Source organism: Ruegeria sp. ABV4_181 (assembly GCF_056158465.1).
In genome coordinates this window covers 47,967-69,793 of record NZ_JBSWTI010000006.1, presented here as the reverse complement: position 1 = coordinate 69,793, position 21,827 = coordinate 47,967, and the positions used below count along the sequence as shown (strand labels likewise).

Genomic DNA, 21,827 nt, shown 5'->3' with positions numbered 1-21,827 from the left:
AGAGAAAAAACCTTTAAATAATGTCAGAAATAAATCGCTTGCGGGACAGTAGCACAAAAATGTCGCAAACAGGAAACGAGAAAATCCGGTCCAAGCGGCGGAAAACGACCGATGTCCGTTCGCGCGGGAAGTGTATCCTAAATTTGAATCCTGCCTTTGCGTTGAAACTCCTGAACGAATTTTTCATCAGCCTGCTCGCCCTCACCCTTTGCTCCGATCGTATTCAGTGGGCGCGGATCACATCACCGCGCCGATCTGCCAGGGAACGAATTCAACCCCGCCAAAACCAAGTTCTTCGCTTTTGGTTCTTTCACCCGAGGCTACACGGATCAGGATTTCGAAAAGTTCCCTGCCCTTTGCCTCGACACTGACACCTTCGGTGACGATGTCGCCGCAGTTCAGGTCCATGTCTTCGGCCATGCGCGTGTACATTTCCGCGTTTGTCGCCAGTTTGATGCAAGGTGTCGGCTGATAGCCCGAGACTGAGCCGCGCCCGGTTGTGAACACGATCAGGTTCGCGCCCGAGGCCACCTGCCCGGTGACCGAGCATGGGTCGAATCCGGGGCTGTCCATGAATACCAACCCCTTTTTGTCGATCTTTTCACCAAATCTGTAGACGTCGCGCAGGGGCGCGGTTCCGCCCTTGGCAACCGCGCCCAACGACTTTTCAAGTATGGTTGTCAGCCCGCCGCGCTTGTTGCCGGGGCTGGGGTTGTTGTCCATTTCACCACCGTTCCGTGCTGTGTAGTCCTCCCACCAGTGAATGCGGTCGATCAGCTTTTGACCGACCTCGGGCGTCTCGGCACGGCATGTCAGAAGGTGTTCCGCCCCATAAACCTCGGAGGTTTCGGACAGGATCGTCGTGCCGCCATGGCGCACCAGAAGATCCGAGGCATATCCAAGCGCCGGGTTGGCAGTGATCCCCGAGTACCCGTCCGAGCCGCCGCATTGCATCCCAACCGTTATTTCACTGACCGGAGCGTCTGCGCGCGTGGACTGATTGGCCAGTGTTGCAATCCCGCGTAATTCTTCCAGACCGCGCTCAATGGTTCGGCGCGTGCCACCTTCGTTCTGGATGGTCATATAGCGCAGGACCCCGTCCTGACGGATTGGCCGTCCGCCCATCAGATCCGCCACCTGCATGACTTCGCACCCCAACCCGATCAGCAGGATGCCGGCAAAATTCGGGTGCTGCGCATATCCTGAAAGGGTCCGGAACAAGGTTGCATACCCTTCGTCTTTGGCCGACATGCCGCACCCTGTCCCGTGAACGATGGGAACCACACCGTCGACATTGGAAAATTTGTCCAGAAGCCCGGATTTTTCGGCAGCCTCCGCAATGAACCGCGCCACCGAGCCTGAGCAGTTCACGGTCGTCAGAATTCCGATGTAATTACGCGTACCGACTTTGCCGTCCGCGCGGTGAAACCCCTGGAAACTGCGCGCGGGACTGATCTCGGGCAATGGGGCGTTTGCGCTGGCATGTGCATAGTCCTGCTGATGCGCACCCATGCCTAAGTTATGAACATGCACATGTTCGCCCGGCGCAATGTCAATTTTCGCCTGCCCGATAATCTGGCCATAGCGGATCACATTCTTTCCTGCAGCAATCGCCGCGGTCGCGATCTTGTGGCCACGTGTCACCGGGCGCGTCAGCGGTACGGGTACGCCAGCGGGTTGCTCTCCAGCCGTCAGGTCCCGCAGCGCAATCACAACATTGTCGTCCGGGTTCAGTCTGACCGTGTCGCCAAGTGTCGCCGACGTGGGCGCAGTTCTGGGATTTGATTGCATCGTTTCCCCGTATGTCTGACCGGATTGCTAGGCATGCGGCACCGCCTTGTCAACTAACATGTTAGTATGCTAGGCCAAGCGCCATGACCAAACCCCAGAACATCGACGCGCGGTTGTTGGGCGGGATCACCGCAACCGAAGGCACGCTGGCACAGCGGGTCTATCAGGTCATCCGACTGGCGATCCTGTCGCTGGATTTCCCGCCGGGTGCCAATCTGCGAAAGGCTTTGATCTGCGAGCGTCTGGGCGTGTCGCGCGCGCCGGTCACCGAAGCGATCACCCGTCTTGCAGCCGAAGGGTTGGTGGATGTCGTTCCGCAATCCGGTACGCGGGTGTCCTATTTCTCGATGCCCGAAATCCGCGAAGGTGCGTTTCTGCGCGAGGCGCTGGAACTGGCAACGGTGGCAAAGGTCGCGCGCGACCTGACCGAAGATCAGCGCCGGAAACTGGGCCGCAATATGCGCCTGCAGGAATTGCTGGTCGAAGACGATGACATTCCCGGATTTTTTCAGGCGGATGAGGAATTTCACGCCCTTCTGATGGAGTTTACCGGATTTACCCGCCTCAGGGATGTTGCGCAGACCGTATCCCTTCAGGTCAGCCGCGCGCGAATGTTGCTGTTGCCCACGCCCGGCCGTGTGGCCGCGACATTGGCAGAGCATCGCGCGATCCTTGCCGCCATTCAGGACCGCGATGAAGGGGCCGCGCAGCAGGCCATGCGTCATCACCTTGGGCAGTTGATGCCCCGGATCGAAACCCTGATGAGCGAACGGCCCGCGCTGTTCAACGTCACCGCGCAACCCGTACGAGAGGCAGGATGACCGTTTCGCAAACCAGAGTTCTGAACAATCGTACGGCCCGGCCCGTTCCGCTGACCCGCATGGGGTTTGGCGGCGCGCCATTGGGCAACCTGTATCGCAAAGTGTCGGACGCAGACGCGCAGGCCGCCCTGCACGCAGCCTTTGACGCGGGGATCCGGTATTTCGACACCGCACCCCAATATGGGCTTGGCCGGTCCGAACACCGGTTCTCGAAAGCCATCGCCCGGTTCGGGCGCGGGAACATCCAACTCTCCACCAAGATCGGACGTCTGCTGCTGGACTGCGCACCGCATGAGGTGACACCCGAAGCCTTTGTTGATGTCCCGCAAAAGCGGATCGTGTTCGACTATACCTATGACGGGGTGATGCGATCCTATGAGGCCAGCCGGGACAGGATCGGCATTGCGAACGCCGATATCCTCCTGGTTCATGACGTCTGCGTGTTCAGCCAGGGCAGTCAGGAAGTCTCGGATGCCAAAGTGCGCGAATTGTTTGACGGCGGTGGGTACAGGGCCCTGATCGAACTGCGCGACGCTGGTGAGATCGCCGCAATCGGCGCAGGCGTAAATGAATGGCAGGTGTGCGAAAGATTGCTGGAACTGGGGGATTTTGACGGCTTCCTTCTGGCCGGGCGGTACACTTTGTTAGAGCAGGAGGCTTTGGACAGCTTTCTGCCCCTGTGCGAAAAGCGCGATGTCGGCATCATTCTGGGCGGGCCCTATAATTCAGGTATACTGGCCACCGGTGCCGTAGCCGGCGCAAAGTACAACTACGCCGATGCGCCGCCAGAGGTTCTGGATCGTGTCCGAAAGATCCAGGCTGTTTGTGCCGCACATGATACGCCCTTGATCGCCGCCGCCTTGCAATTCGTGCTGGGCCATCCCTGCGTCAAGACCGTAATCCCCGGTGCGGTCAGCGCCGCCGAGGTCCGGGCCAACGTGGCCCTGCTGAACCGAACCGTTCCACCCGGCCTTTGGTCCGATCTGCAAAGCGAAGGACTGATCCGTCCCGATGCGCCCTTACCGATGGAGGCCGCCGATGTTGCGTAACATAGACCCGATCCTGTCACCCGCACTGTTGCATGCGCTGCGGGCTATGGGCCACGGCGATGAGATCGTGATCGCAGATGCAAATTTCCCCGGCACCAGCATCGGGCCTGACTGCATCCGGGCCGACGGCTCAACCGCAAGCGAGGTTCTCAGGGCTGTTCTGACCCTGATGCCGCTTGACACGTTCGTCCCAGACCCGGCCCTGACCATGCAGGTGGTCGGTGACGCCGAGACCGTGCCCGAAGCCGTCGTCGATTTTCAGCGCATCATTGACGATACGGCGGACAACCCGGCCCAAATTCAGGGGTTGGAGCGGTTCGCGTTTTACGACCGCGCTGCGGGTGCCTTTGCGATCGTGCAGACAGGGGAGCGCAGGCTGTACGGAAATATCATCCTCAAAAAGGGCGTCGTTGCATGAAGATCGATGCGCACCAGCATTTCTGGGCTCTGGCGCGCGGGGATTACGGCTGGCTGACCCCGGAACTGAGCGGGATCTACAAGGATTTCACCCCCGCAGACCTGACCCCCTTGCTGGAGTCGGCCGGGATTGAGGGCACGGTTCTGGTTCAGGCCGCCCCGACCGTGGCCGAGACGGAATTCCTGCTCGCTTTGGCCGATCAGAATGAATTCATCAAGGGCGTAGTCGGCTGGGTCGATTTCGAGGCCGCAGACGCCCCGTCTCAGATCGCTGAGCTGGCAGTTCACCCGGCCCTGGTCGGGTTGCGCCCGATGATCCAGGATATCGCCGATCCGCTCTGGATGGTTGACGATATTCTGACCCCGGCAATCGAGGCGATGCAAAAGCATAACCTGACATTCGATGCCCTGACCCTGCCGCATCATCTTGGCCCATTGCGGCAACTTCTGGCCCGGCATCCCCGGCTGCGTGTCGTGATCGATCATGCCTCCAAGCCCACGATCCGGAACGGTGCGATCGCAGAATGGGCCGAGGGCATGAGCGCTCTGGCCCGGGAAACAGAAGCCTGGTGCAAGCTGTCCGGGCTGGTGAACGAGGCCGGACCGGACTGGCAGGCCGATGACCTCCGCCCTTATGTGGATCATTTGCTGAACACTTTCGGGCCATCCCGTTTGATCTGGGGCAGCGACTGGCCCGTGTGCACCCTGACCAGCAGTTATGAACGCTGGCTGGAAACCACAGACATGCTGATCGGCGCGTTGACCGCCAGCGAACGCAAAGCGATTCTGGGGGGCAACGCCGCCCGGGCCTATCAACTCAGGGACTAGGATGACATCTGTGCAACTGGACCCCGCCGGGCTGTGGCTCGGGCGTATCGAACGGCCGGGGATCGGCCCGTCCGTGGTGACTCTGCGCAACGGGCAGCTTCTGGACATCACCTCGAAATCCGCACCGACCGTGCGGGATATTCTGGAGCGTCAGGATGCGGCGCAATACGTTCGCAGCGCGACGGGCGAAGATATCGGATCGGTCGACGCGACACATCACTGGCTGGCCCCCTGCGATCTGCAGGCCGTCAAAGCCTGCGGTGTCACCTTTGCCGGTTCGATGGTCGAACGGGTGATCGAGGAACAGTCCGCCGGGGACCCGGCCCGGGCCCAGGCAATCCGCCGCCGGATCGGAGAACGGATCGGTGACAGCCTGTCCGACATCGTGCCGGGATCCGATGCGGCGGCCCGGGTCAAAGAGGCGCTGATCGCCGAAGGGCTATGGAGCCAGTACCTTGAGGTTGGCATCGGCCCGGATGCCGAGGTGTTTTCCAAGGCGCAGGTTCTGTCTTCGGTGGGCTTCGGCGCGGATGTTGGTCTGCATCCGGTTTCGACCTGGAACAACCCCGAGCCCGAGGTTGTTCTGGCCGTTTCATCGCAAGGGCACATCAGGGGCGCGACGTTGGGCAACGACGTCAACCTGCGCGATGTCGAGGGCCGCTCGGCCCTGCTGCTCAGCAAGGCCAAGGACAACAACGCCTCTTGCGCGATCGGACCGATGATCCGGTTGTTCGACGAAGGCTTTTCACTGGATGACGTCCGTCAGGCTGAACTAAGCCTGAAAGTGACCGGACCGGATGGGTTCGTGCTGAACGGCCACTCATCTATGGCGCAGATCAGCCGCGATCCGGAGGATCTGGTGCGCCAGACCATCGGGCAGCACCACCAGTATCCGGACGGGCTGATGCTGTTTCTCGGAACCCTCTTTGCGCCGACGCAGGATCGCGATACTCCGGGTGGGGGGTTTACCCACAAGCTTGGCGATATCGTCACGATATCAAATGATAAACTGGGCACGCTAGCCAACACTGTCCGCCTGTCCACAGAATGTCCCGAGTGGCGGTTCGGGGCGTCTCACCTGATGCGAAACCTGGCCGGTCGCGGCCTGATTTGAGAAAGAAAAGTAGATGTTGACCGGAAAACACCTGATCGCCGGCGAATGGGTCGGTGCCGAGACCACGTTCGGCTCGGACCCCGCGCATGGGCCCATCCACAGCTTTGCCGTGGGGTCACCGTCCGATGTGGACGCGGCGGTCGAGGCCGCGGAACAAGCGTTTACCTCGTTTGGCTGGTCGTCTCGCAGTGAGCGCGCGGCGTTGCTGCGGCGGATCGCGGATGAGATCGACGCGCGTGGTGACGCCATCACCGAGATCGGAACGCAGGAAACCGGTCTGCCGGATCTGCGTCTGCAGAGTGAACGTGGCCGCACCGTTGGCCAGATGCGCCTGTTCGCCGACCACATCGAGAAAGGCGAATACCTGGACCAGCGCCACGATTCCGCGCTGCCCGACCGCACACCCCTGCCCCGGCCGGATCTGCGGATGATGCAGCGGCCGCTGGGCCCCGTTGCTGTGTTTGGCGCGTCGAATTTTCCGCTCGCCTTCTCGACCGCGGGTGGCGACACGGCGGCGGCGCTCGCAGCAGGATGTCCGGTGGTGGTCAAGGGGCATCCGGCCCATCCGGGCACCGGCGAGATCGTCGCGCAGGCTATCGACGCCGCGATCCGTGCAAGCGGTGTGCATCCTGGCGTTTTTTCTCTGGTTCAGGGCAATACTCAGGATATTGGCGCGCGGCTGGTGCAGCACCCGCTGATCCGGGCCGTTGGCTTCACAGGCAGCCTGCGCGGCGGGCGCGCCCTTTTCGATCTCTGCGCGGCGCGTGATGAGCCCATTCCGTTTTTCGGCGAACTGGGGTCGGTCAACCCGATGTTCATTCTGCCCGGCGCCGCCGCTGCGCGCGGCGCGGAGATCGGGACAGGCTGGGCCGGGTCATTGACGATGGGCGCGGGACAGTTCTGTACAAACCCGGGCATCGCCGTGGTGATCACCGGCCCTGAAGCGGACGCGTTTCAGTCCGCCGCAGAGGCGGGCCTGTCGGCCGTACCCACTCAGACCATGCTGACGGACGGCATCGCAGATGCATATCGCGATGGCGCGGCGCGTGTGACGGCCGGGACAGGTGTCACCCAGATCATCGGCACCGGCTGCGAAGCCCGAGGCGCCGCGCCTTATCTGTTTACGGTGTCCGGTGACGACTGGCTGGCAGATTACAAGTTGCAGGAAGAGGTCTTTGGACCGCTCGGAATTATCGTCCGCGCCCGTGACGCGGAACAGATGCGTCAGATTGCTCGCGCAATCGAAGGTCAATTGACCTGCACGCTGCATTTTGACGACAGCGACACACCCGAGGCGCGGGCACTGCTGCCGCTGCTGGAGCGCAAGGCCGGTCGCCTGCTGGCCAATGGCTTCCCAACCGGTGTCGAGGTGTGCGACAGCATGGTGCATGGCGGCCCCTACCCCGCGTCGACCAATTTCGGAGCGACCTCGGTTGGCACCCTGTCGATCCGCCGCTTTCTACGTCCGGTCTGCTATCAGGATATCCCGGCCGATCTGCTGCCGGAAAATACGTGAGGATCAGCATGGCGACTCAGTCCCAATCTGGCCGCCTTGCCGGCAAAGCCGCGCTGATCACCGCTGCTGGTCAGGGAATTGGCCGGGCCACCGCCGAGTTGTTTGCAACCGAAGGCGCGCGGGTTATCGCCTGTGACATCAACGCCGCGGCACTGGAGGACTTGTCTGCCCTGCCGGGCATCGAGACAATCACGCTGGATGTCACAGATGCCGCGGCGGTTCACGCCGCCACGGCGGACCTGCCGCCGTTGGATGTGCTGTTCAACTGCGCCGGATACGTTGCCGGCGGGTCTATTCTGGATTGCGAGGAAACGGACTGGGATTTCAGCTTTGAACTGAACGTCAAGGCGATGTATCGCCTGATCCGTCTGTGCCTTCCGAAAATGCTGAAAAACGGGGGCGGTTCGATCATCAACATGTCTTCGGTGGCGTCGTCGTTGAAAGGTGTTCCGAACCGCTTTGCCTATTGCACGTCCAAGGCCGCGGTGATCGGGCTGACGAAATCCGTCGCCGCCGATTTTGTAACCCAGGGCATTCGCTGCAACGCAATCTGCCCCGGAACGGTCGACAGCCCCAGCCTGCACGACCGGTTGCGCGCCACAGGCGATTACACCCAGGCGATGACGGATTTCATCGCCCGCCAGCCTATGGGCCGTATCGGAACCCCGGACGAAATTGCCGAATTGGCGTTGTATCTGGCAAGCGATGCAAGCCGGTACACAACGGGACAGCCCATTGCGATTGACGGCGGCTGGACCATCTGAGGTGAAAGGGAATATCACATGAAGCTCTTGCGCTATGGACCGTCGGGACAGGAAAAGCCCGGCGTATTGGACAGGGAAGGTAATATCCGCGACCTGTCGGGGGTTGTTGACGATATCTCAGGCGCAGTTCTGGACGACGAAAACCTTGCGCAGCTGCGCGGGCTGGACCTTGCTGACCTGCCGGTGGTCGACGGCGATCCGCGAATTGGCCCCTGCGTTGGGCAGGTGGGAAAATTTATCTGTATCGGCCTGAATTATGCCGACCACGCGGCGGAAAGCGGCATGGAACTGCCGGAAGAGCCGGTGATCTTTTTCAAGGCGACCTCTGCCATAATGGGTCCGAATGATACCGTCGAAATCCCACGCGGATCGGTCAAGACCGACTGGGAGGTTGAATTAGGTGTCGTGATCGGAAAGGCCGCAAAATACGTGTCAGAAGCCGACGCCCTGAACCATGTTTCCGGGTATTGCGTGGTCAACGACCTGTCCGAGCGTGACTTTCAGCTGCATCGCTCGGGCCAGTGGGTCAAGGGCAAGTCGGCCGATACTTTCGGTCCGATCGGGCCATGGCTGGTGACCCGGGATGAGGTCACCGATCCGCAAAACCTGCCGATGTACCTTGCAGTGAACGGGCATCGGTTTCAGAACGGTTCGACCGACACCATGCATTTCGGGGTGGCCACAATCGTATCACACCTGTCGCACTTCATGTCTTTGCAGCCGGGTGACGTGATCTCGACCGGGACGCCGCCGGGGGTTGGCATGGGACAAAACCCGCCGACCTATCTGAAGCCGGGGGACAAGATCGAACTTGGCATCGACGGGCTGGGCATACAGCGGCAGGATGTCGTGCAGGGGTAAGCCCTGACGAAGACTTCAATACATCCCCCCGGATTGGCGAAGGAACCCGGGGTGATGTTTAGAGCCATATTGAGAGTGATCATCCCGGCCAGGGCAACGAGTAGGTTTTGACGTTGGTGAAGAATTTCATCGCCTCGATGACGCCTTCCTTGACGCCGTTGCCGCTGTCCTTGATGCCGCCGAACGGCGACATCTCGATCCGGTAACCGGGCTGTTCCCAGATGTTGCAGGTGCCAACATCCAGACCGTTGATATAGGCAATGGCGCGGTTCAGATCATTGGTGCACACGCCCGACGACAGACCGAACTCGGTACCGTTCGAGATTTCCATGACCTTGGCGTCATCATCGGGCACGCGCACGATGGGCACAATTGGACCAAAGGTTTCTTCCATCACCAGCTCGCTGTCATGCGGCACCTTATCGACGACGATCGGCGGCAGCAGCGCGCCCTGACGACCGGGGTGATAGAGGATTTCCGCACCCTCTTCCTCGGCCATGTAAACGCGTTTCTCAAACAGTTCGGCGGCCTCGGCGTGGATGACGCATCCCAGCTGTGTCTCGGGGTCCTGCGGGTCGCCGAACCGGATTGCCTTGGCCTTCTCCAGAACCAGAGGCACGAACCTCTCCGCCACGCTTTCCTGCACCAGAATGCGCTTGATCGCAGTGCAGCGCTGACCGGAGTTGCCGGTTGCCCCCGCTACGGCGATGGTGGCAGCCTTGTCCAGATCGGCATCGCTCAGATCGTTCAGAACGATCAGGGGATCGTTTCCACCCAGCTCCAGCGCCTGGCGTTTGTAACCCGCTTTCGCGGCGATCATCTTGCCCACCGGAACGCCGCCGGTGAAGGTGATGATGTCGATGTTTTCATTGGTGATCATCTCGTCACCAATGTCCTGCGGCCAGCCGGTGACCACCTGGAACATCTCGGGCGGCAGTCCGGCTTCGTACAGGATATCGGCCAGCGTCAGCGCCGTCAGAGGGGTCAGTTCGGTTGGCTTGCACACCATGCAGTTGTTGGTCGCAATCGACGGTGCGATCTTGTGGCTGACCATGTTCAGCGGGTGGTTGAACGGTGTAATCGCGCTGATGGCATTGACGGGTTCGCGCTTGGTGAATATCTTCCGCTCTTTGCCATTGTGGGTCAGATCACAAGAGAAGATTTCACCATCATCCTTCAGCGCCTCGGCGGCGGCAAACTGATAGACGTCCTGCGCACGCTTGGTTTCATAGATGGCGTGCTGGTGGCAGATGCCCAGTTCCAGCGTCAGCCATTTCGCCAGATATTCCCGTTTTTCGCCGATCAGTTCGCCCGCGCGTTGCAGAATCTGGCTGCGTTCATACCTGGTCAGCCTGGGGGTGTAATTCGCCGCGATCTCGAACGCCTTGCGCGCGTGCTCCGCGGTACCTGCGGGTACCGTGCCCACGACCTCGTTGGTATAGGGGTAGTGTACAGGAACCGTTGCTTCGGTGAAGACAACCTCACCACCGATGCGCATGCCTTCGTTGCGGATGTCGGATGTGTTCATGATACCGTCCATTTTTACAGGGCCGCCGCTGTGGTGGCGTAGAAAAAAGCGTCAAAGTTGCGTAGATCGGGCGCGTTCCCCAGATCAATGACGCGGTTGACGATGAAGGGCACCTCTTGTTCGGTCAGACCGCCATGGCTGCGCAGAGGTTCCTTCAGCGCCGCCAGATCATGACGGTCAGCCGATGTGCCAATGGTCATGTTCTCGCCCGAAATCATGACGATATCGCCGATCCGGTCCGCCGGCAGTTCAAAGCGGCGGATCGCCTCTTCCTTATCGACCACAAGGATCATGTCTTCGATGGCGTCCAGCCGGGCCATGATATCCGCCTTGTCCGCACTTTCCTGCAAATAGGCGGTGGCGAACGAGCCCAATGCGCCGTGATGCACCACATACGGGTCGGTGATTGGCAGGATCACGCGGGCCTGATCCTTGCCCAGCCACTCATCCATCAGGTCCTGCGCATAGATGACATTTGGTGTTCCATCCGTGCCGTGCTTGGGCTTCATGCCGTGATCCGCGGTGATGACGATGGCAGCGCCCATCTCGTCCAGCTGCGCCAGATACCGGTCGAACATCGCATAGAAATCCAGCGCGCCCTGCTGATCGGGGGAGAATTTGTGCTGGATGTAGTCGGTGGTCGACAGATACATGATGTCCGGCCTGAACTCCTTCAGCAGCTTGACACCGGCGGCGAAAACAAATTCGGACAGGTCGGCTGAATAAACCTCGGGAACCGGCATACCCAGCCAGTCGCTGGCATTGTCGATGCCATGTTCGGCCCTGGTGGTTTCACCCGACCGCTCGGACGAAAACGCGACGGCGCGGTCCTCGTCGAATTTCAGCCCGGCGCCCAGCAAGGCCCGCAATTTGTCTTTGGCGGTGACCATGGCGACGCGATAGCCGGCATCGTAGAATTGCGAAAAGATGGTGGGCGCGCGCAGAAACCGCACGTCATTCATCATCACCTCTTCTCCGGTCTCGGGGTCGATCAGGTAATTGCCGCAAATCCCATGCACGATCGGGGGCCGCCCCGTAGCAATCGACAGGTTGTTGGGATTGGTGAAAGACGGGATCACCGAATGCGCCAGCCGATCCGTTCCGGTCTCGCGCATCCGCTTCAGCGTGGGCATGAGACCCTTGGCAATGGCCTTGTCCAGATATTCCGGCTCGCACCCGTCCAGGCAGATCGCAATCGCCGGAACCTTTGGCGTTGGATACACACGCTCATTGGCGGTGATCGGGGTTTGGAGTGTCATCTTTTGATCCTCGGATAAGCGGGCCATCTGATGCTGGCACCGGAGTTCAGGTTTTTTCGGTCAGGATTGATTTGAATTGCGTCAGGCCACCCTGGAATTGGCGGCCTGCATCGCGTCAGCGGCGTTCAGAAAGGCCTCTTTGGTACCGGCGAAATTTCGTCCCCGCTCACCTGCAAAAGCTTCGTCGATGATGTCCATGCGCTGGCCGTCCGAAATACCGTAGTCGGCGAAACGGGTGGCGACCCCAAGCTGTGTCAGGAACGCAGCCAGGTCGTTCGAGCCCACCACAAGATCGGGGCCAAAAACCGCGTGCAACGCGGCCTGCCGGAACCCGCCGATTCCGTCCACGGACCGTAAAATCACCGGCAGCGTGAAGGAACAGGCAATCCCATGCTGTACCCCCCACCCCAACGTGATGGGATAGGACAGGTTATGCGCGATGGCGGTCTTGGTGTTGGAAAAAGCCAGACCGGCGCTCAGCGCCGCTTCGGCCAGGCGCGTGCGCAGGTCCAGATTGCCCAGATCGCCAAGCAAGGCCGGCAACGTGTCCAGAACCATTCTGGCGGCCGCCACGGCGTGCCGGGCCGAGACCGGATTGGCGTTGATGTTCCAGATGCTCTCCAACGCGTGCGAGAGCGTGTCCAGCCCGGTGGCCAGCGTCAGTCCATAGGGCTTGTTGACCATCAGCTCCGGGTCGATCAGTGCCGTTTCGGGGTACAGGTTATTTCTCGCCAAAGAGTATTTCTTGCCGCTTTCCTCGTGCCAGACCGTCGCCCAACATGTGACTTCGCTGCCGGTTCCCGCGGTTGTTGGCACGGCGATGACGGGCAGAGAGGACAAAGCCTCTGCTCCTGACCTTGTCTCCAGAAAATGCGCGACCTTGCCAAAATCGCCCCCGGCGGCGGCAAAGACCTTGGCCGAATCTATGACCGACCCGCCGCCAAGTGCGACGATGACGTCGACGTCACAGTCCGGGTGACCAAACCGAGCAGACTGATCGCGCAACAACCGGTAGTCCGGGTTCGGGGCAACATCGTCGATGATCAACGCGGCAGGCCCCGCCGATTCCGCCAGTCGGCGTGTCAGATCCTTGGAACGGGTATCCGGATAGGTCACCAGCGCATATCGACGGCCGCCGATCAGCCGCGGCAACTCACTGACAGATCCGGCCCCGAATACGGTTTTGACCGGATTGGAATATGTCCACATTGCGGGCCTCACGAAAGTTGCTGAATCGCCGGGTTGGGTCGCAATCTGGTGGAATTCATTCCATCGGTCCAATAGATTGTTTGGATAAAACCTATTGGTTAGTTCTATAGCAAATTCGCTCGCTCAGCCCTGCCCTTCATGCGCCCAGGATCGCCGGAAATTATACGGAGAGACCTTGTATCGCGCCCGGAAATGAACCGACAGCCGGTCAGTGCTGGAGAACCCGGACGCAAAGGCAATTTCAGATACGCTCAGATCGGTTTCGCTCAGTAACGCAAAGGCGCGATCCAGCCTGAGGTTGTTGTAAAATCGGCCCGGCGACATGTTGGTGTGCTGCCGGAACAGACGTTCCATATGGCGCCGGGACAAGGCGGCCTGTTCGGCCACCGCTTCGAGGCTGAGAGGCGATTCAAGATTGTCGCGCATGATCTGAACCGCTTCGATCAGCTTTGCGTTCCGGGTGCCCAGCAGGGCCGACACCGGAGAGACCTGTTTGCTGCTGCTTTCACCGGACCGGCGATGCAAGCACATCTCGGACACGCTGACCGCAAGCGCGTTTCCGAACATCTCTTCGATGACCTCCAGCATCATGTCCGTACTGGCGTGCCCGCCGCCGCAGGTGCGCAGCTTGCCATCTATCTCATACAGGTTCTGCGTAGGGACGATTGCCGAGAAGTTCTCGCAGAAACCGGGGCGGTTTTCCCAATGCACCGTGAATCTCTTGTTGCCAATCACCCCGGCCCTGGCCAGGGCGAATGCCCCGGTGCAGATGCCGCCAAAGTCGCAACCATGCGCCTTCTGGCGACGGATCCAGTTCAGCACCGGCGCGTCGAACGAGTTCATCGGCTCGGTCCCCGAACAGACAAACGTATAGGCCCCCTTGTCCAGATCGTGCATCGCCTGGTCCACCTGAATGCGAATGCCGTTGGAACAGGTCACCGGTTCACCATCCGGCGACAGCACATACCATTCGAATAGTTGCTTTCGGGCCAACTGGTTCGAAATCCGCAAAGGTTCTATCGCGGCGCTGAAGGCCAGCATCGTCGTTTTGGGCAAAAGCAGGAAGTAGAAGGTTTTGGGCGGCCCGTCATAGGGGACGTCCACGGATATTGCGCCTTTGGGCAGGAAACGCTGGCTGTCCATTTCATCCTCCGCTTTCATCGGGGCCAAATCCGATCTCCCTGCACGACCCGCTTTGGCCACCACCTGAAACCAATCAACACCAGATAGTTAACGCCGCATGCAAGCCCCTTGGAAATCGCGCCCTCATTTTGTATTTTGGATACAAGTTGACAGCACCCAGAGACCACCCGAATGCCCAGAACTCGCGCGATCCCACGACAAAGCCTGCCCGATGTTATCACAAACGACCTGCGCGAGCGCATATTGAGTGGTGAAATGGCCGAGGGCGAAACCATCCGTCAGGAGGCTTTGGCCGAGGACTACGACGTTTCGCGCATGCCGATCCGCGAGGCGCTGAAACGGCTGGACGCCGAAGGGCTTGTCCAACTGACAAACAATCGCGGGGCCTCGGTCACGACCCATTCACTTTCGGAAATCGGAGAGATATTTGACCTGCGGGTCCTGCTGGAACTGGATCTGTTCCGACAGGCCATCCCAAAGATGACCAACGTCAATTTTGCCGAGTGCGAACGCATTCTGGACGAGATGGAGAAATCCTATGACGCCTATGACGTCGGCCGGTGGGGCAGTCTGAATACCGAATATCACCTTGCGCTATACGCGGCGGCCGGGCGCGGGCTGACCAATGACATTCTGCAACGGGTCAACCTGCAATCCGACCGGTATGTCCGCATGCATCTCAGCGTCATGGAACAGCGTGAACCGGCGAAAAAGGATCACCGCAAACTGTTGTCGCTGGCCCGCGCGGGGCGGGTGGACGATGCCTGTGACCTGCTGACAAAACATATCCGCCGCACCAAGGAACAACTGCTGGACATGGTCATTTCCACACGAGCCGCCGACTGACGGCTGCTTCAGTCCAGAGGATGCAGGCAGGCGACCTGATGGGTTGAGCCGCTCAACTCTGGCGGTGCCGCGCGGCATTCATCCGTTGCAAGCCAGCAGCGTTGCGCAAATGCACAGCCCGTTGGAATATTCATCGGTGATGGCAATTCACCCTCCAGTTTGATCCGCTCTTTCCGGGCTTCGGGGTCGGCCCGTGGCGTAGTGGAGAGCAGTGCCTTGGAATAGGGATGCCGGGGGGCCGCGAAAAGCTGCTCTTTGGGGGCTTTTTCGACCGCGCGGCCCAGATACATGACGATCACGTCATCGGCGAAATGCTTCACCACCGACAGGTCGTGCGAAATGAACAGATAGGCATGGTTCAGACGCTCCTGCAACTCGACCAGCAGGTTCAGAATTTGCGACTGGATCGACACGTCCAGCGCCGAAACCGGTTCGTCCAGCACAAGCAGCTTGGGGTTCAGCATCAGCGCGCGGGCAATGGCGATCCGCTGGCGTTGCCCGCCCGAGAACATATGCGGATAGCGGTCGTAATGTTCGGGACGCAGGCCCACAAGGTCGATCATTTCGCGCGCGCGCGCCTCGCGATCAGCGGCGGACATGTCGGGGCGGTTGATGATCAGCGGTTCCTGCAGGATCTGACCGATCCGCTGGCGTGGATTGAGCGAGCCATAGGGGTCCTGAAACACGATCTGCACCGTCTCGCGCATCTGCGCCCATTTCGACGGGGTAATATCAACCCCGTCGATGGTCAGGGTGCCCGAGGTCGGTTCCTCGATCATCGTCACCACGCGCGCAAGCGTCGACTTTCCGCATCCGGATTCCCCAACTATGGCCAGCGTTTTGCCGGGTTGCAGATCGAAATCCACACCGGACAATGCCCTGACCGTCGCCGGTTTGGACAGCAGGCCACCCTTGACGGTGTAGAATCTGGCCAATGCACTGGCCTGAACGATGGGGGCACTCATGCCAGTTCTCCGGCGGTTATCTTTTCAACATAATGGCACCGGGCCTTGCCAAATTCCGCGCTGTGCGGCGTTGGTGGAAGGCTGCGGCAAAGATCATCCGCGAATTGGCATCGCGGGCTGAACAGACATCCCTTTGGCCTGTCAAACTGACCGGGCACAACACCGGGAATGGTGGGCAACATCCTGGAGGTCGCCCGCTCGGGCAACGCACTGAGCAGCGCCGCGGTATAAGGATGGCGCGGAGTGCGGAACAGATCGGCGACCGGCTGCTCCTCGACCTTTTGCCCGGCATATTGCACCTGAACCAGCTCGGCTGTTTCGGCGACCACGCCCATATCGTGGGTGATCAGCACCAGCCCCATCCCCTGTTCGTCGCGCAGGCGGACCAGCAGGTCGAGAATCTGCGCCTGAATGGTGACGTCCAGCGCCGTTGTCGGCTCATCCGCAATCAACAGCTTGGGGTTGCAGGCGATGGCCATGGCGATCATCACGCGCTGGTTCATACCGCCCGACATCTGGTGCGGGAAGGTGTTCAGCCGGCTTTCAGGGGCCGGGATTCCCACCTGATCGAACAGCTCGATAGCGCGCTGGTGGCGGTCCTTGCGGTTCAGCCCCAGATGGATGCGCAAGGCTTCCTTGATCTGGAAACCGACCGTGAAACAGGGGTTGAGCGACGACATCGGTTCCTGAAAGATCATGGCGATGTCCTTGCCGATGATCTTACGCCGGTCGCGGGCCGAGATTTTGGTCAGGTCGATGCCTTCGAAACTCAGTTGATCGGCGGTGATCGTGGCGGTCCAGGGTAACAGACCCATCAGCGCCAGCATCGACACCGATTTGCCTGAGCCGCTTTCGCCGACGATGGCCATAAGCTCACCCCTGTTGACGGACAGATCGACGCCATCCACGGCACGGAACTTTCCCGAAGCGGTGGCGAATTCGACGGTGAGGTTTCGGATGTCCAACAGGCTCATATCGTCAGCTCCGCTTTAGCTTCGGATCCAGCGCGTCGCGCAGACCGTCGCCCATCAGGTTGATGGCCAGCACGGTGACCAGGATGGCCAGGCCGGGGAAGGTCACCACCCACCAGGCGCGCAGAATGAACTCGCGCGCTTCAGCCAGCATGGTGCCCCATTCCGGCGTGGGCGGCTGTGCGCCCATGCCCAGAAAGCCAAGGGCCGCAGCGTCCAGAATCGCGGTCGAAAACGACAATGCCGCCTGCACGATGATTGGGGCCAGACAGTTGGGCAGCACGGTCTTGAACATCAGCCGCGCCTTGCCCGCTCCTGCGACGCGGGCTGATGTCACATAATCCTTTTGCCGTTCCGACAAAACCGAGGCGCGGGTCAGGCGCACGTAATGCGGCTGGAACACAATCGCGATGGCGATCATCGCGTTGGTCAGCGACGGGCCGAGGATGGCGACCAGAACCAGGGCCAGCAACAGCGAGGGGAAGGACAGGATGATATCCATCACCCGCATGATCAGCGTATCGACCCATTTCGGCGCAAAGCCGGACAGCAAGCCGATAATCACGCCGCCCGTTACCGCGACACAGACCACAACGATGCCGACAAAGAAGGAATAGCGGGATCCCATGATCAGCCGTGACAGCATATCCCGGCCCAGCGGATCGGTGCCCAGCGGGAAGGCCCAACTGCCCCCTTCCTGCCAGGCCGGCGGCTGGAGGATGTGATCGCGAAACTGCTCGGTCGGGTCATAGGGGGCCAGCAGGGGCGCAAAGGCTGCGCACAGAACAAACGCCGTAAAGACCCACAGGCCGATCACCGCGCCGCGGTTTTCGCTGAAATAGAACCAGAATTCACGCAAGGCGCTCGGGCGCGCTTCCGTCTTGGGTTGGGTTGCGGAAAGCTCTGCCATCACCGCCTCCGGATTTTGGGGTTGATGACGCCATACAGGACATCGACCAGCAGGTTTACCAGCATCACGATCACGGCGATCATCAGCAGGCCACCCTGCACCACCGGGTAGTCGCGGCGGAAAATGCTGTCGACCATCCACTTGCCGATGCCCGGCCAGCTAAAGATCGTTTCGGTCAGGATGGCACCTGCAAGCAGGGTACCGACCGACAGGCCGATCACCGTGACCACGGGGATCAGCGCATTGCGCAGCGCGTGCAGCCCGTTGATCCGCGCGGGCGCAAGCCCTTTGGCGCGCGCGGTTCGGATGTAATCCTCGCCCAGCACCTCAAGCATCGCCGACCGGGTCTGGCGTGCGATCACCGCCAAAGGAATGGTGCCCAGCACGATTGTTGGCAGGATCAGATGCCGCACAGCGGACCCGAACGCCCCCTCCTGCCCCGACAGCAGGCTGTCGATCAGCATGAATCCGGTGACGCTGGGGAAGTAGTACAGCAGGTCGATCCTGCCCGAGACCGGCGTCCAGCCCAAGTTGCCCGAGAACACGATGATCAGAAGCAGCGCCCACCAGAAAATCGGCATCGAATAGCCCACTAGCGCCGACGACATCAGTGCCCGGTCAAAGAACTTGCCCCGGTTCACCGCCGCGATCACACCCGCCGGCAAGCCCAGAGCCACCGCAAAGATCATCGCGCAGAGCGACAGCTCCAGCGTGGCGGGAAACAGAGCGAAGAATTCGTCCCACACCGGTTTCTTGGTGACAAAACTTTCACCGAGATCACCGTGCAGTACACCGACCAGATAGTCCCAGTATTGTTGCAGGACCGGTTTGTCGAAGCCCAGCTTTTCAACCATCTCCTGATAGCGTTCTTCGGTCATACCGCGTTCACCGGCCATGACGATGATGGGATCGCCGGGCAGCACCCGGATGAACATGAAGGAAATCAGCGTCACACCCAGAAATGTCGGAACGAACATGCCGAGGCGTGTGAGTAAGTAGCCAAACATCAGCGACCTATGATTGTGAGATCTTTGGGAAAGCGGGTCAGCGACCGGCAGCCATCCTCGGTGACAAGCACGTCATCTTCTATCCGCACGCCGAAATTGTCCAGATCATAAAGGCCCGGTTCGTTGGTCCAGACCATCCCGGGCAGGATTTTCTGGTCATTGCCACGCATGATATACGGCGCCTCGTGCACGTCCCGGCCCAGACCGTGGCCCGTCTTGGTGCGGATACGGTCGGCATAGGGCGACGCCTCAAGCACGCTGATCACCGCGTCGTCGATATCGTGGGCGGTCACGCCCGGGCGGCAGACCTCGAACCCCACCTGATTTGCGCGCAGAACGGTGTCGTAGACCGCCCTGCCCTCGTCCGAGACCTCTTCGACAAAGAATGTACGGGTGATGTCCGCCGCGAAGCCGTTTTTGCGCGCCCCGAAGTCGAACAGCAGCGCATCGCCCGGTCTGATACGGTAATCGGCGCGGGCCTTGCCATGCGGTTGCGCCGAATTGCCCCCGGCGGCAACGATGGGCGAAAAGGCCAGCGAAGCCGCCCCTTCGGCAAACAGCGCCTGGATCAAGGCCTGTTCGATTTGTTTTTCAGTGTGGCCAACCCGAACATCTTCGATGACCCGCTCCAGCGCGCGTTCCGAGATTTCTATTGCCGCCTGAAGCGCGGCGATATCCTCATCGGTTTTCACGATACGCAGACCGGAAATCTCACGCTCGCCATCAACAATGTGCAGGTCCGGCATCGCGCGGGTCAGGGCCTTGGACACAAAGACGCGCATGACCTGCCCTTCAACGGCCAAGGAACGCAATGGCAAATGTTCGGCCAGTGCATCGAACGCATCGTCATAGCCAGTTTGGTCCATCCAGTCGAAGACAGCGCCCTCGAACCCAACCAGCGCCCATGACCCCAGTTCCAGATTTGGCACAATCGCTGCCGGGACACCTTCGACCGGGATCACGACCACAAAGGGCCGCTCGTGACTCATGAAGGGTTTTCCCAATGCGCGGGTGAAATTCGGACCGGGCACCAACGCCACGGCGTCCACTGACATGTCCTTTGCCAGTTGGCGGTACTCGGACAAATCCGGCATATGTGCCGACCTCCAGAAATAGAAAACCGGAGCCGCCTTGCTGGCGGCTCCGATCAAAGACATTTGGTTATTCGACGCTCACACCATAGAAGATGTGGCCGCCCAGCGGGTGCACCTTGTAGCCCTGCACCTTGTTGCTCATCGGCATGTAAACAACCGAGTGTGCGATGGTTGCCCACGGCGCCTGATCCTTGAAGATCACCTGAGCGTCTTCGTACAGCTTGGTGCGTTCCGCCTGATCGATGGACTGCTTGGCCTGCAGGATCAGGTCCTCGAACGGTTGATGGCACCATTGTGCGCGGTTCGACGCTTCGCGGCCGTCACAGCCCAGCAGAACGGCCAGGAAGTTGTCCGGATCGCCGTTGTCACCGGTCCAGCCCAGCAAAACCGCACCGTCACGGTTCAGTTCCTTCGAGCGCGACAGGTACTCGCCCCATTCATAGGACACGATCTCAACATCCACGCCGACCTTGGCGAAATCCGCCTGGATCAGTTCGGCCATACGACGCGCGTTCGGGTTGTAGGGACGCTGCACCGGCATCGCCCAAACTTTCATCGACAAATCGCTGACGCCCTCGGCTTCCAGCATCGCCTTGGCCGCTTCGGGGTCATAGGCGTCATCGGTGATGGCGTCGTTATAGCCCCACATGGTCGGCGGGATCGGGTTCTTGGCAACCTGACCCGAGCCCTGGAACACCACGTCGATGATCGCGTTCTTGTCGATCGCCATGTTCAGCGCCTTGCGGACGTTCGGATTGTCGAACGGCTCCATCGTGGTGTTGTAGGCCAGATAACCGACGTTCAGGCCCTCTTGCTCCATCATGTTGATGTCACCGTCATCCTTCATCGCCTGAATGTCCGCGGGGTTCGGATAGGGCATGATGTGGCATTCGCCGGCCTTCAGCTTCTGATAGCGAACCGACGCGTCCGGCGTAATCGCAAAGATCAGGTTTTCAACATCCGCAGGTGCCTTCCAATAATCGGCATTCTGCCCGTAACGGATCACCGCGTCTTTCTGATAGGCCACGAACGAGAACGGGCCAGTACCAATGGGCGCTGTGTTCAGCTTTTCAGGCGTGCCCGCTGCCATCATCGCATCGGCATATTCCGCAGACAGGATTGATGCGAAATCCATCGCCATATTGGCGACAAATGGTGCTTCGGGCTTGGTCAGTGTGAATTTCACGGTGTAGTCGTCGATCTTTTCAATCGACTCGACCAGATCCGGCATGCCCATACCCTTGAAATATTCCCAGGTTCCACCGGACACCTGGTTGTAGGGATGGCTGTCATCCTTTTGACGCATGAACGAGAAGATCACGTCATCCGCATTGAAATCGCGAGACGGCGTGAATTCGTCGTTGGAATGAAACTTGACGCCCTGACGCAGTTTGAATGTGTATTCCAGGCCGTCATCGCTGGCCTCGACGCTTTCCGCCAGACCGGGGATGACATTGGTCGTACCGGTTTCAAATTCCAGCAGGCGGTTGTAGATCGGATGCGACGAGGCATCAAACGTTGTCCCCGCCGTGAACAGCGCCGGGTCAAACCCTTCGGGCGAGCCTTCGGAACAATAGACCAGCGTATTTGCCTGTGCCGCAGCGCCCGACAAGGCGATCGCAGCAGTTGCGGCCATTAATTTGAGTTTCATGAGTTTCTCCCAGAAATATTTTCAGACCTTCGCGTTGCTCGTTTAGACCAGAGCAATCCCAGGCGACTCTCATCGCCGCGAAA

The 21,827-nt window shown here is 60.2% G+C and carries 20 protein-coding genes; 9 read left to right on the top strand and 11 right to left on the bottom strand.

Going from position 1 to position 21,827, the window contains the following annotated elements; translation table 11 throughout:
• Positions 1-237: 237 nt before the first annotated feature.
• On the bottom strand, positions 238-1,791 hold the full coding sequence (locus ACXAC3_RS19940) for a UxaA family hydrolase (protein WP_475164110.1): 1,554 nt from the start codon (positions 1,789-1,791) through the stop codon (positions 238-240).
• Between the two features lie 83 nt (positions 1,792-1,874).
• On the opposite strand from ACXAC3_RS19940, the gene ACXAC3_RS19935 reads away from it, so the two are divergent.
• From ACXAC3_RS19935 to ACXAC3_RS19900, 8 genes are read left to right on the top strand one after another with little or no spacing between them, the layout of a single operon-like run.
• Complete coding sequence (locus tag ACXAC3_RS19935; protein WP_475164108.1) at positions 1,875-2,612, top strand: GntR family transcriptional regulator; 738 nt, start codon at positions 1,875-1,877, stop codon at positions 2,610-2,612.
• Positions 2,609-3,661, top strand: coding sequence for an aldo/keto reductase (locus ACXAC3_RS19930; protein WP_475164106.1), 1,053 nt, complete (start codon positions 2,609-2,611; stop codon positions 3,659-3,661). The genes ACXAC3_RS19935 and ACXAC3_RS19930 overlap by 4 nt, the downstream gene beginning before the upstream one ends.
• A complete protein-coding gene (locus ACXAC3_RS19925; protein ID WP_475164103.1) occupies positions 3,651-4,079 on the top strand; it encodes an RbsD/FucU family protein in 429 nt (142 codons plus the stop codon). Before ACXAC3_RS19930 ends, ACXAC3_RS19925 begins: the two co-directional genes overlap by 11 nt.
• On the top strand, positions 4,076-4,906 hold the full coding sequence (locus tag ACXAC3_RS19920) for an amidohydrolase family protein (protein ID WP_475164101.1): 831 nt from the start codon (positions 4,076-4,078) through the stop codon (positions 4,904-4,906). The genes ACXAC3_RS19925 and ACXAC3_RS19920 overlap by 4 nt, the downstream gene beginning before the upstream one ends.
• A gap of 1 nt (position 4,907) precedes the next feature.
• Positions 4,908-6,020 (top strand): fumarylacetoacetate hydrolase family protein, encoded by a 1,113-nt coding sequence (locus ACXAC3_RS19915; protein ID WP_475164098.1) that lies wholly within the window; start codon positions 4,908-4,910, stop codon positions 6,018-6,020.
• 13 nt (positions 6,021-6,033) lie between these two features.
• On the top strand, positions 6,034-7,536 hold the full coding sequence (locus ACXAC3_RS19910; protein WP_475164095.1) for an aldehyde dehydrogenase (NADP(+)): 1,503 nt from the start codon (positions 6,034-6,036) through the stop codon (positions 7,534-7,536).
• A gap of 8 nt (positions 7,537-7,544) precedes the next feature.
• Positions 7,545-8,300 carry an SDR family oxidoreductase gene (locus ACXAC3_RS19905; RefSeq protein ID WP_475164094.1) on the top strand — a complete coding sequence of 252 codons (756 nt, stop codon included), beginning with the start codon at positions 7,545-7,547 and terminating at the stop codon, positions 8,298-8,300.
• 18 nt (positions 8,301-8,318) lie between these two features.
• Positions 8,319-9,161, top strand: a complete 843-nt coding sequence (locus tag ACXAC3_RS19900; protein ID WP_475164091.1) for a fumarylacetoacetate hydrolase family protein — start codon at positions 8,319-8,321, stop codon at positions 9,159-9,161.
• A 79-nt stretch (positions 9,162-9,240) separates the two neighbouring features.
• Here the strand turns inward: ACXAC3_RS19900 and phnY are convergent, their stop codons facing one another.
• The 4 genes from phnY to ACXAC3_RS19880 all read right to left on the bottom strand — a co-directional run bounded on the left by phnY (position 9,241) and on the right by ACXAC3_RS19880 (position 14,300).
• Positions 9,241-10,689 (bottom strand): phosphonoacetaldehyde dehydrogenase, encoded by a 1,449-nt coding sequence (phnY, locus tag ACXAC3_RS19895; RefSeq protein WP_475164088.1) that lies wholly within the window; start codon positions 10,687-10,689, stop codon positions 9,241-9,243.
• A gap of 14 nt (positions 10,690-10,703) precedes the next feature.
• Positions 10,704-11,948, bottom strand: coding sequence for a phosphonoacetate hydrolase (phnA, locus tag ACXAC3_RS19890; RefSeq protein ID WP_475164084.1), 1,245 nt, complete (start codon positions 11,946-11,948; stop codon positions 10,704-10,706).
• Positions 11,949-12,029: 81 nt separating this feature from the next.
• Positions 12,030-13,157 carry an iron-containing alcohol dehydrogenase PsrA gene (gene psrA / locus ACXAC3_RS19885; RefSeq protein ID WP_475164082.1) on the bottom strand — a complete coding sequence of 376 codons (1,128 nt, stop codon included), beginning with the start codon at positions 13,155-13,157 and terminating at the stop codon, positions 12,030-12,032.
• A gap of 123 nt (positions 13,158-13,280) precedes the next feature.
• Positions 13,281-14,300 carry a GlxA family transcriptional regulator gene (locus ACXAC3_RS19880; RefSeq protein WP_475164079.1) on the bottom strand — a complete coding sequence of 340 codons (1,020 nt, stop codon included), beginning with the start codon at positions 14,298-14,300 and terminating at the stop codon, positions 13,281-13,283.
• A 171-nt stretch (positions 14,301-14,471) separates the two neighbouring features.
• Here ACXAC3_RS19880 and ACXAC3_RS19875 point away from each other — a divergent pair, with 171 nt between their 5' ends.
• A complete protein-coding gene (locus ACXAC3_RS19875) occupies positions 14,472-15,146 on the top strand; it encodes a GntR family transcriptional regulator (protein ID WP_475164077.1) in 675 nt (224 codons plus the stop codon).
• 8 nt (positions 15,147-15,154) lie between these two features.
• Here ACXAC3_RS19875 and ACXAC3_RS19870 read toward each other — a convergent pair whose 3' ends face one another.
• From ACXAC3_RS19870 to ACXAC3_RS19845, 6 genes are all read right to left on the bottom strand, one after another.
• Positions 15,155-16,111 (bottom strand): ABC transporter ATP-binding protein, encoded by a 957-nt coding sequence (locus ACXAC3_RS19870; RefSeq protein ID WP_475164073.1) that lies wholly within the window; start codon positions 16,109-16,111, stop codon positions 15,155-15,157.
• Positions 16,108-17,085, bottom strand: coding sequence for an ABC transporter ATP-binding protein (locus tag ACXAC3_RS19865; RefSeq protein WP_475164071.1), 978 nt, complete (start codon positions 17,083-17,085; stop codon positions 16,108-16,110). Before ACXAC3_RS19865 ends, ACXAC3_RS19870 begins: the two co-directional genes overlap by 4 nt.
• A gap of 4 nt (positions 17,086-17,089) precedes the next feature.
• On the bottom strand, positions 17,090-17,992 hold the full coding sequence (locus ACXAC3_RS19860; protein ID WP_475164068.1) for an ABC transporter permease subunit: 903 nt from the start codon (positions 17,990-17,992) through the stop codon (positions 17,090-17,092).
• Entirely contained in the window at positions 17,992-18,999 is a 1,008-nt protein-coding gene (locus ACXAC3_RS19855; protein ID WP_475164065.1) for an ABC transporter permease subunit, read from the bottom strand. Before ACXAC3_RS19855 ends, ACXAC3_RS19860 begins: the two co-directional genes overlap by 1 nt.
• A complete protein-coding gene (locus ACXAC3_RS19850) occupies positions 18,999-20,093 on the bottom strand; it encodes a M24 family metallopeptidase (protein ID WP_475164802.1) in 1,095 nt (364 codons plus the stop codon). Before ACXAC3_RS19850 ends, ACXAC3_RS19855 begins: the two co-directional genes overlap by 1 nt.
• 67 nt (positions 20,094-20,160) lie before the next feature.
• Positions 20,161-21,744, bottom strand: coding sequence for an ABC transporter substrate-binding protein (locus tag ACXAC3_RS19845; RefSeq protein WP_475164063.1), 1,584 nt, complete (start codon positions 21,742-21,744; stop codon positions 20,161-20,163).
• Positions 21,745-21,827 lie beyond the last annotated feature (83 nt).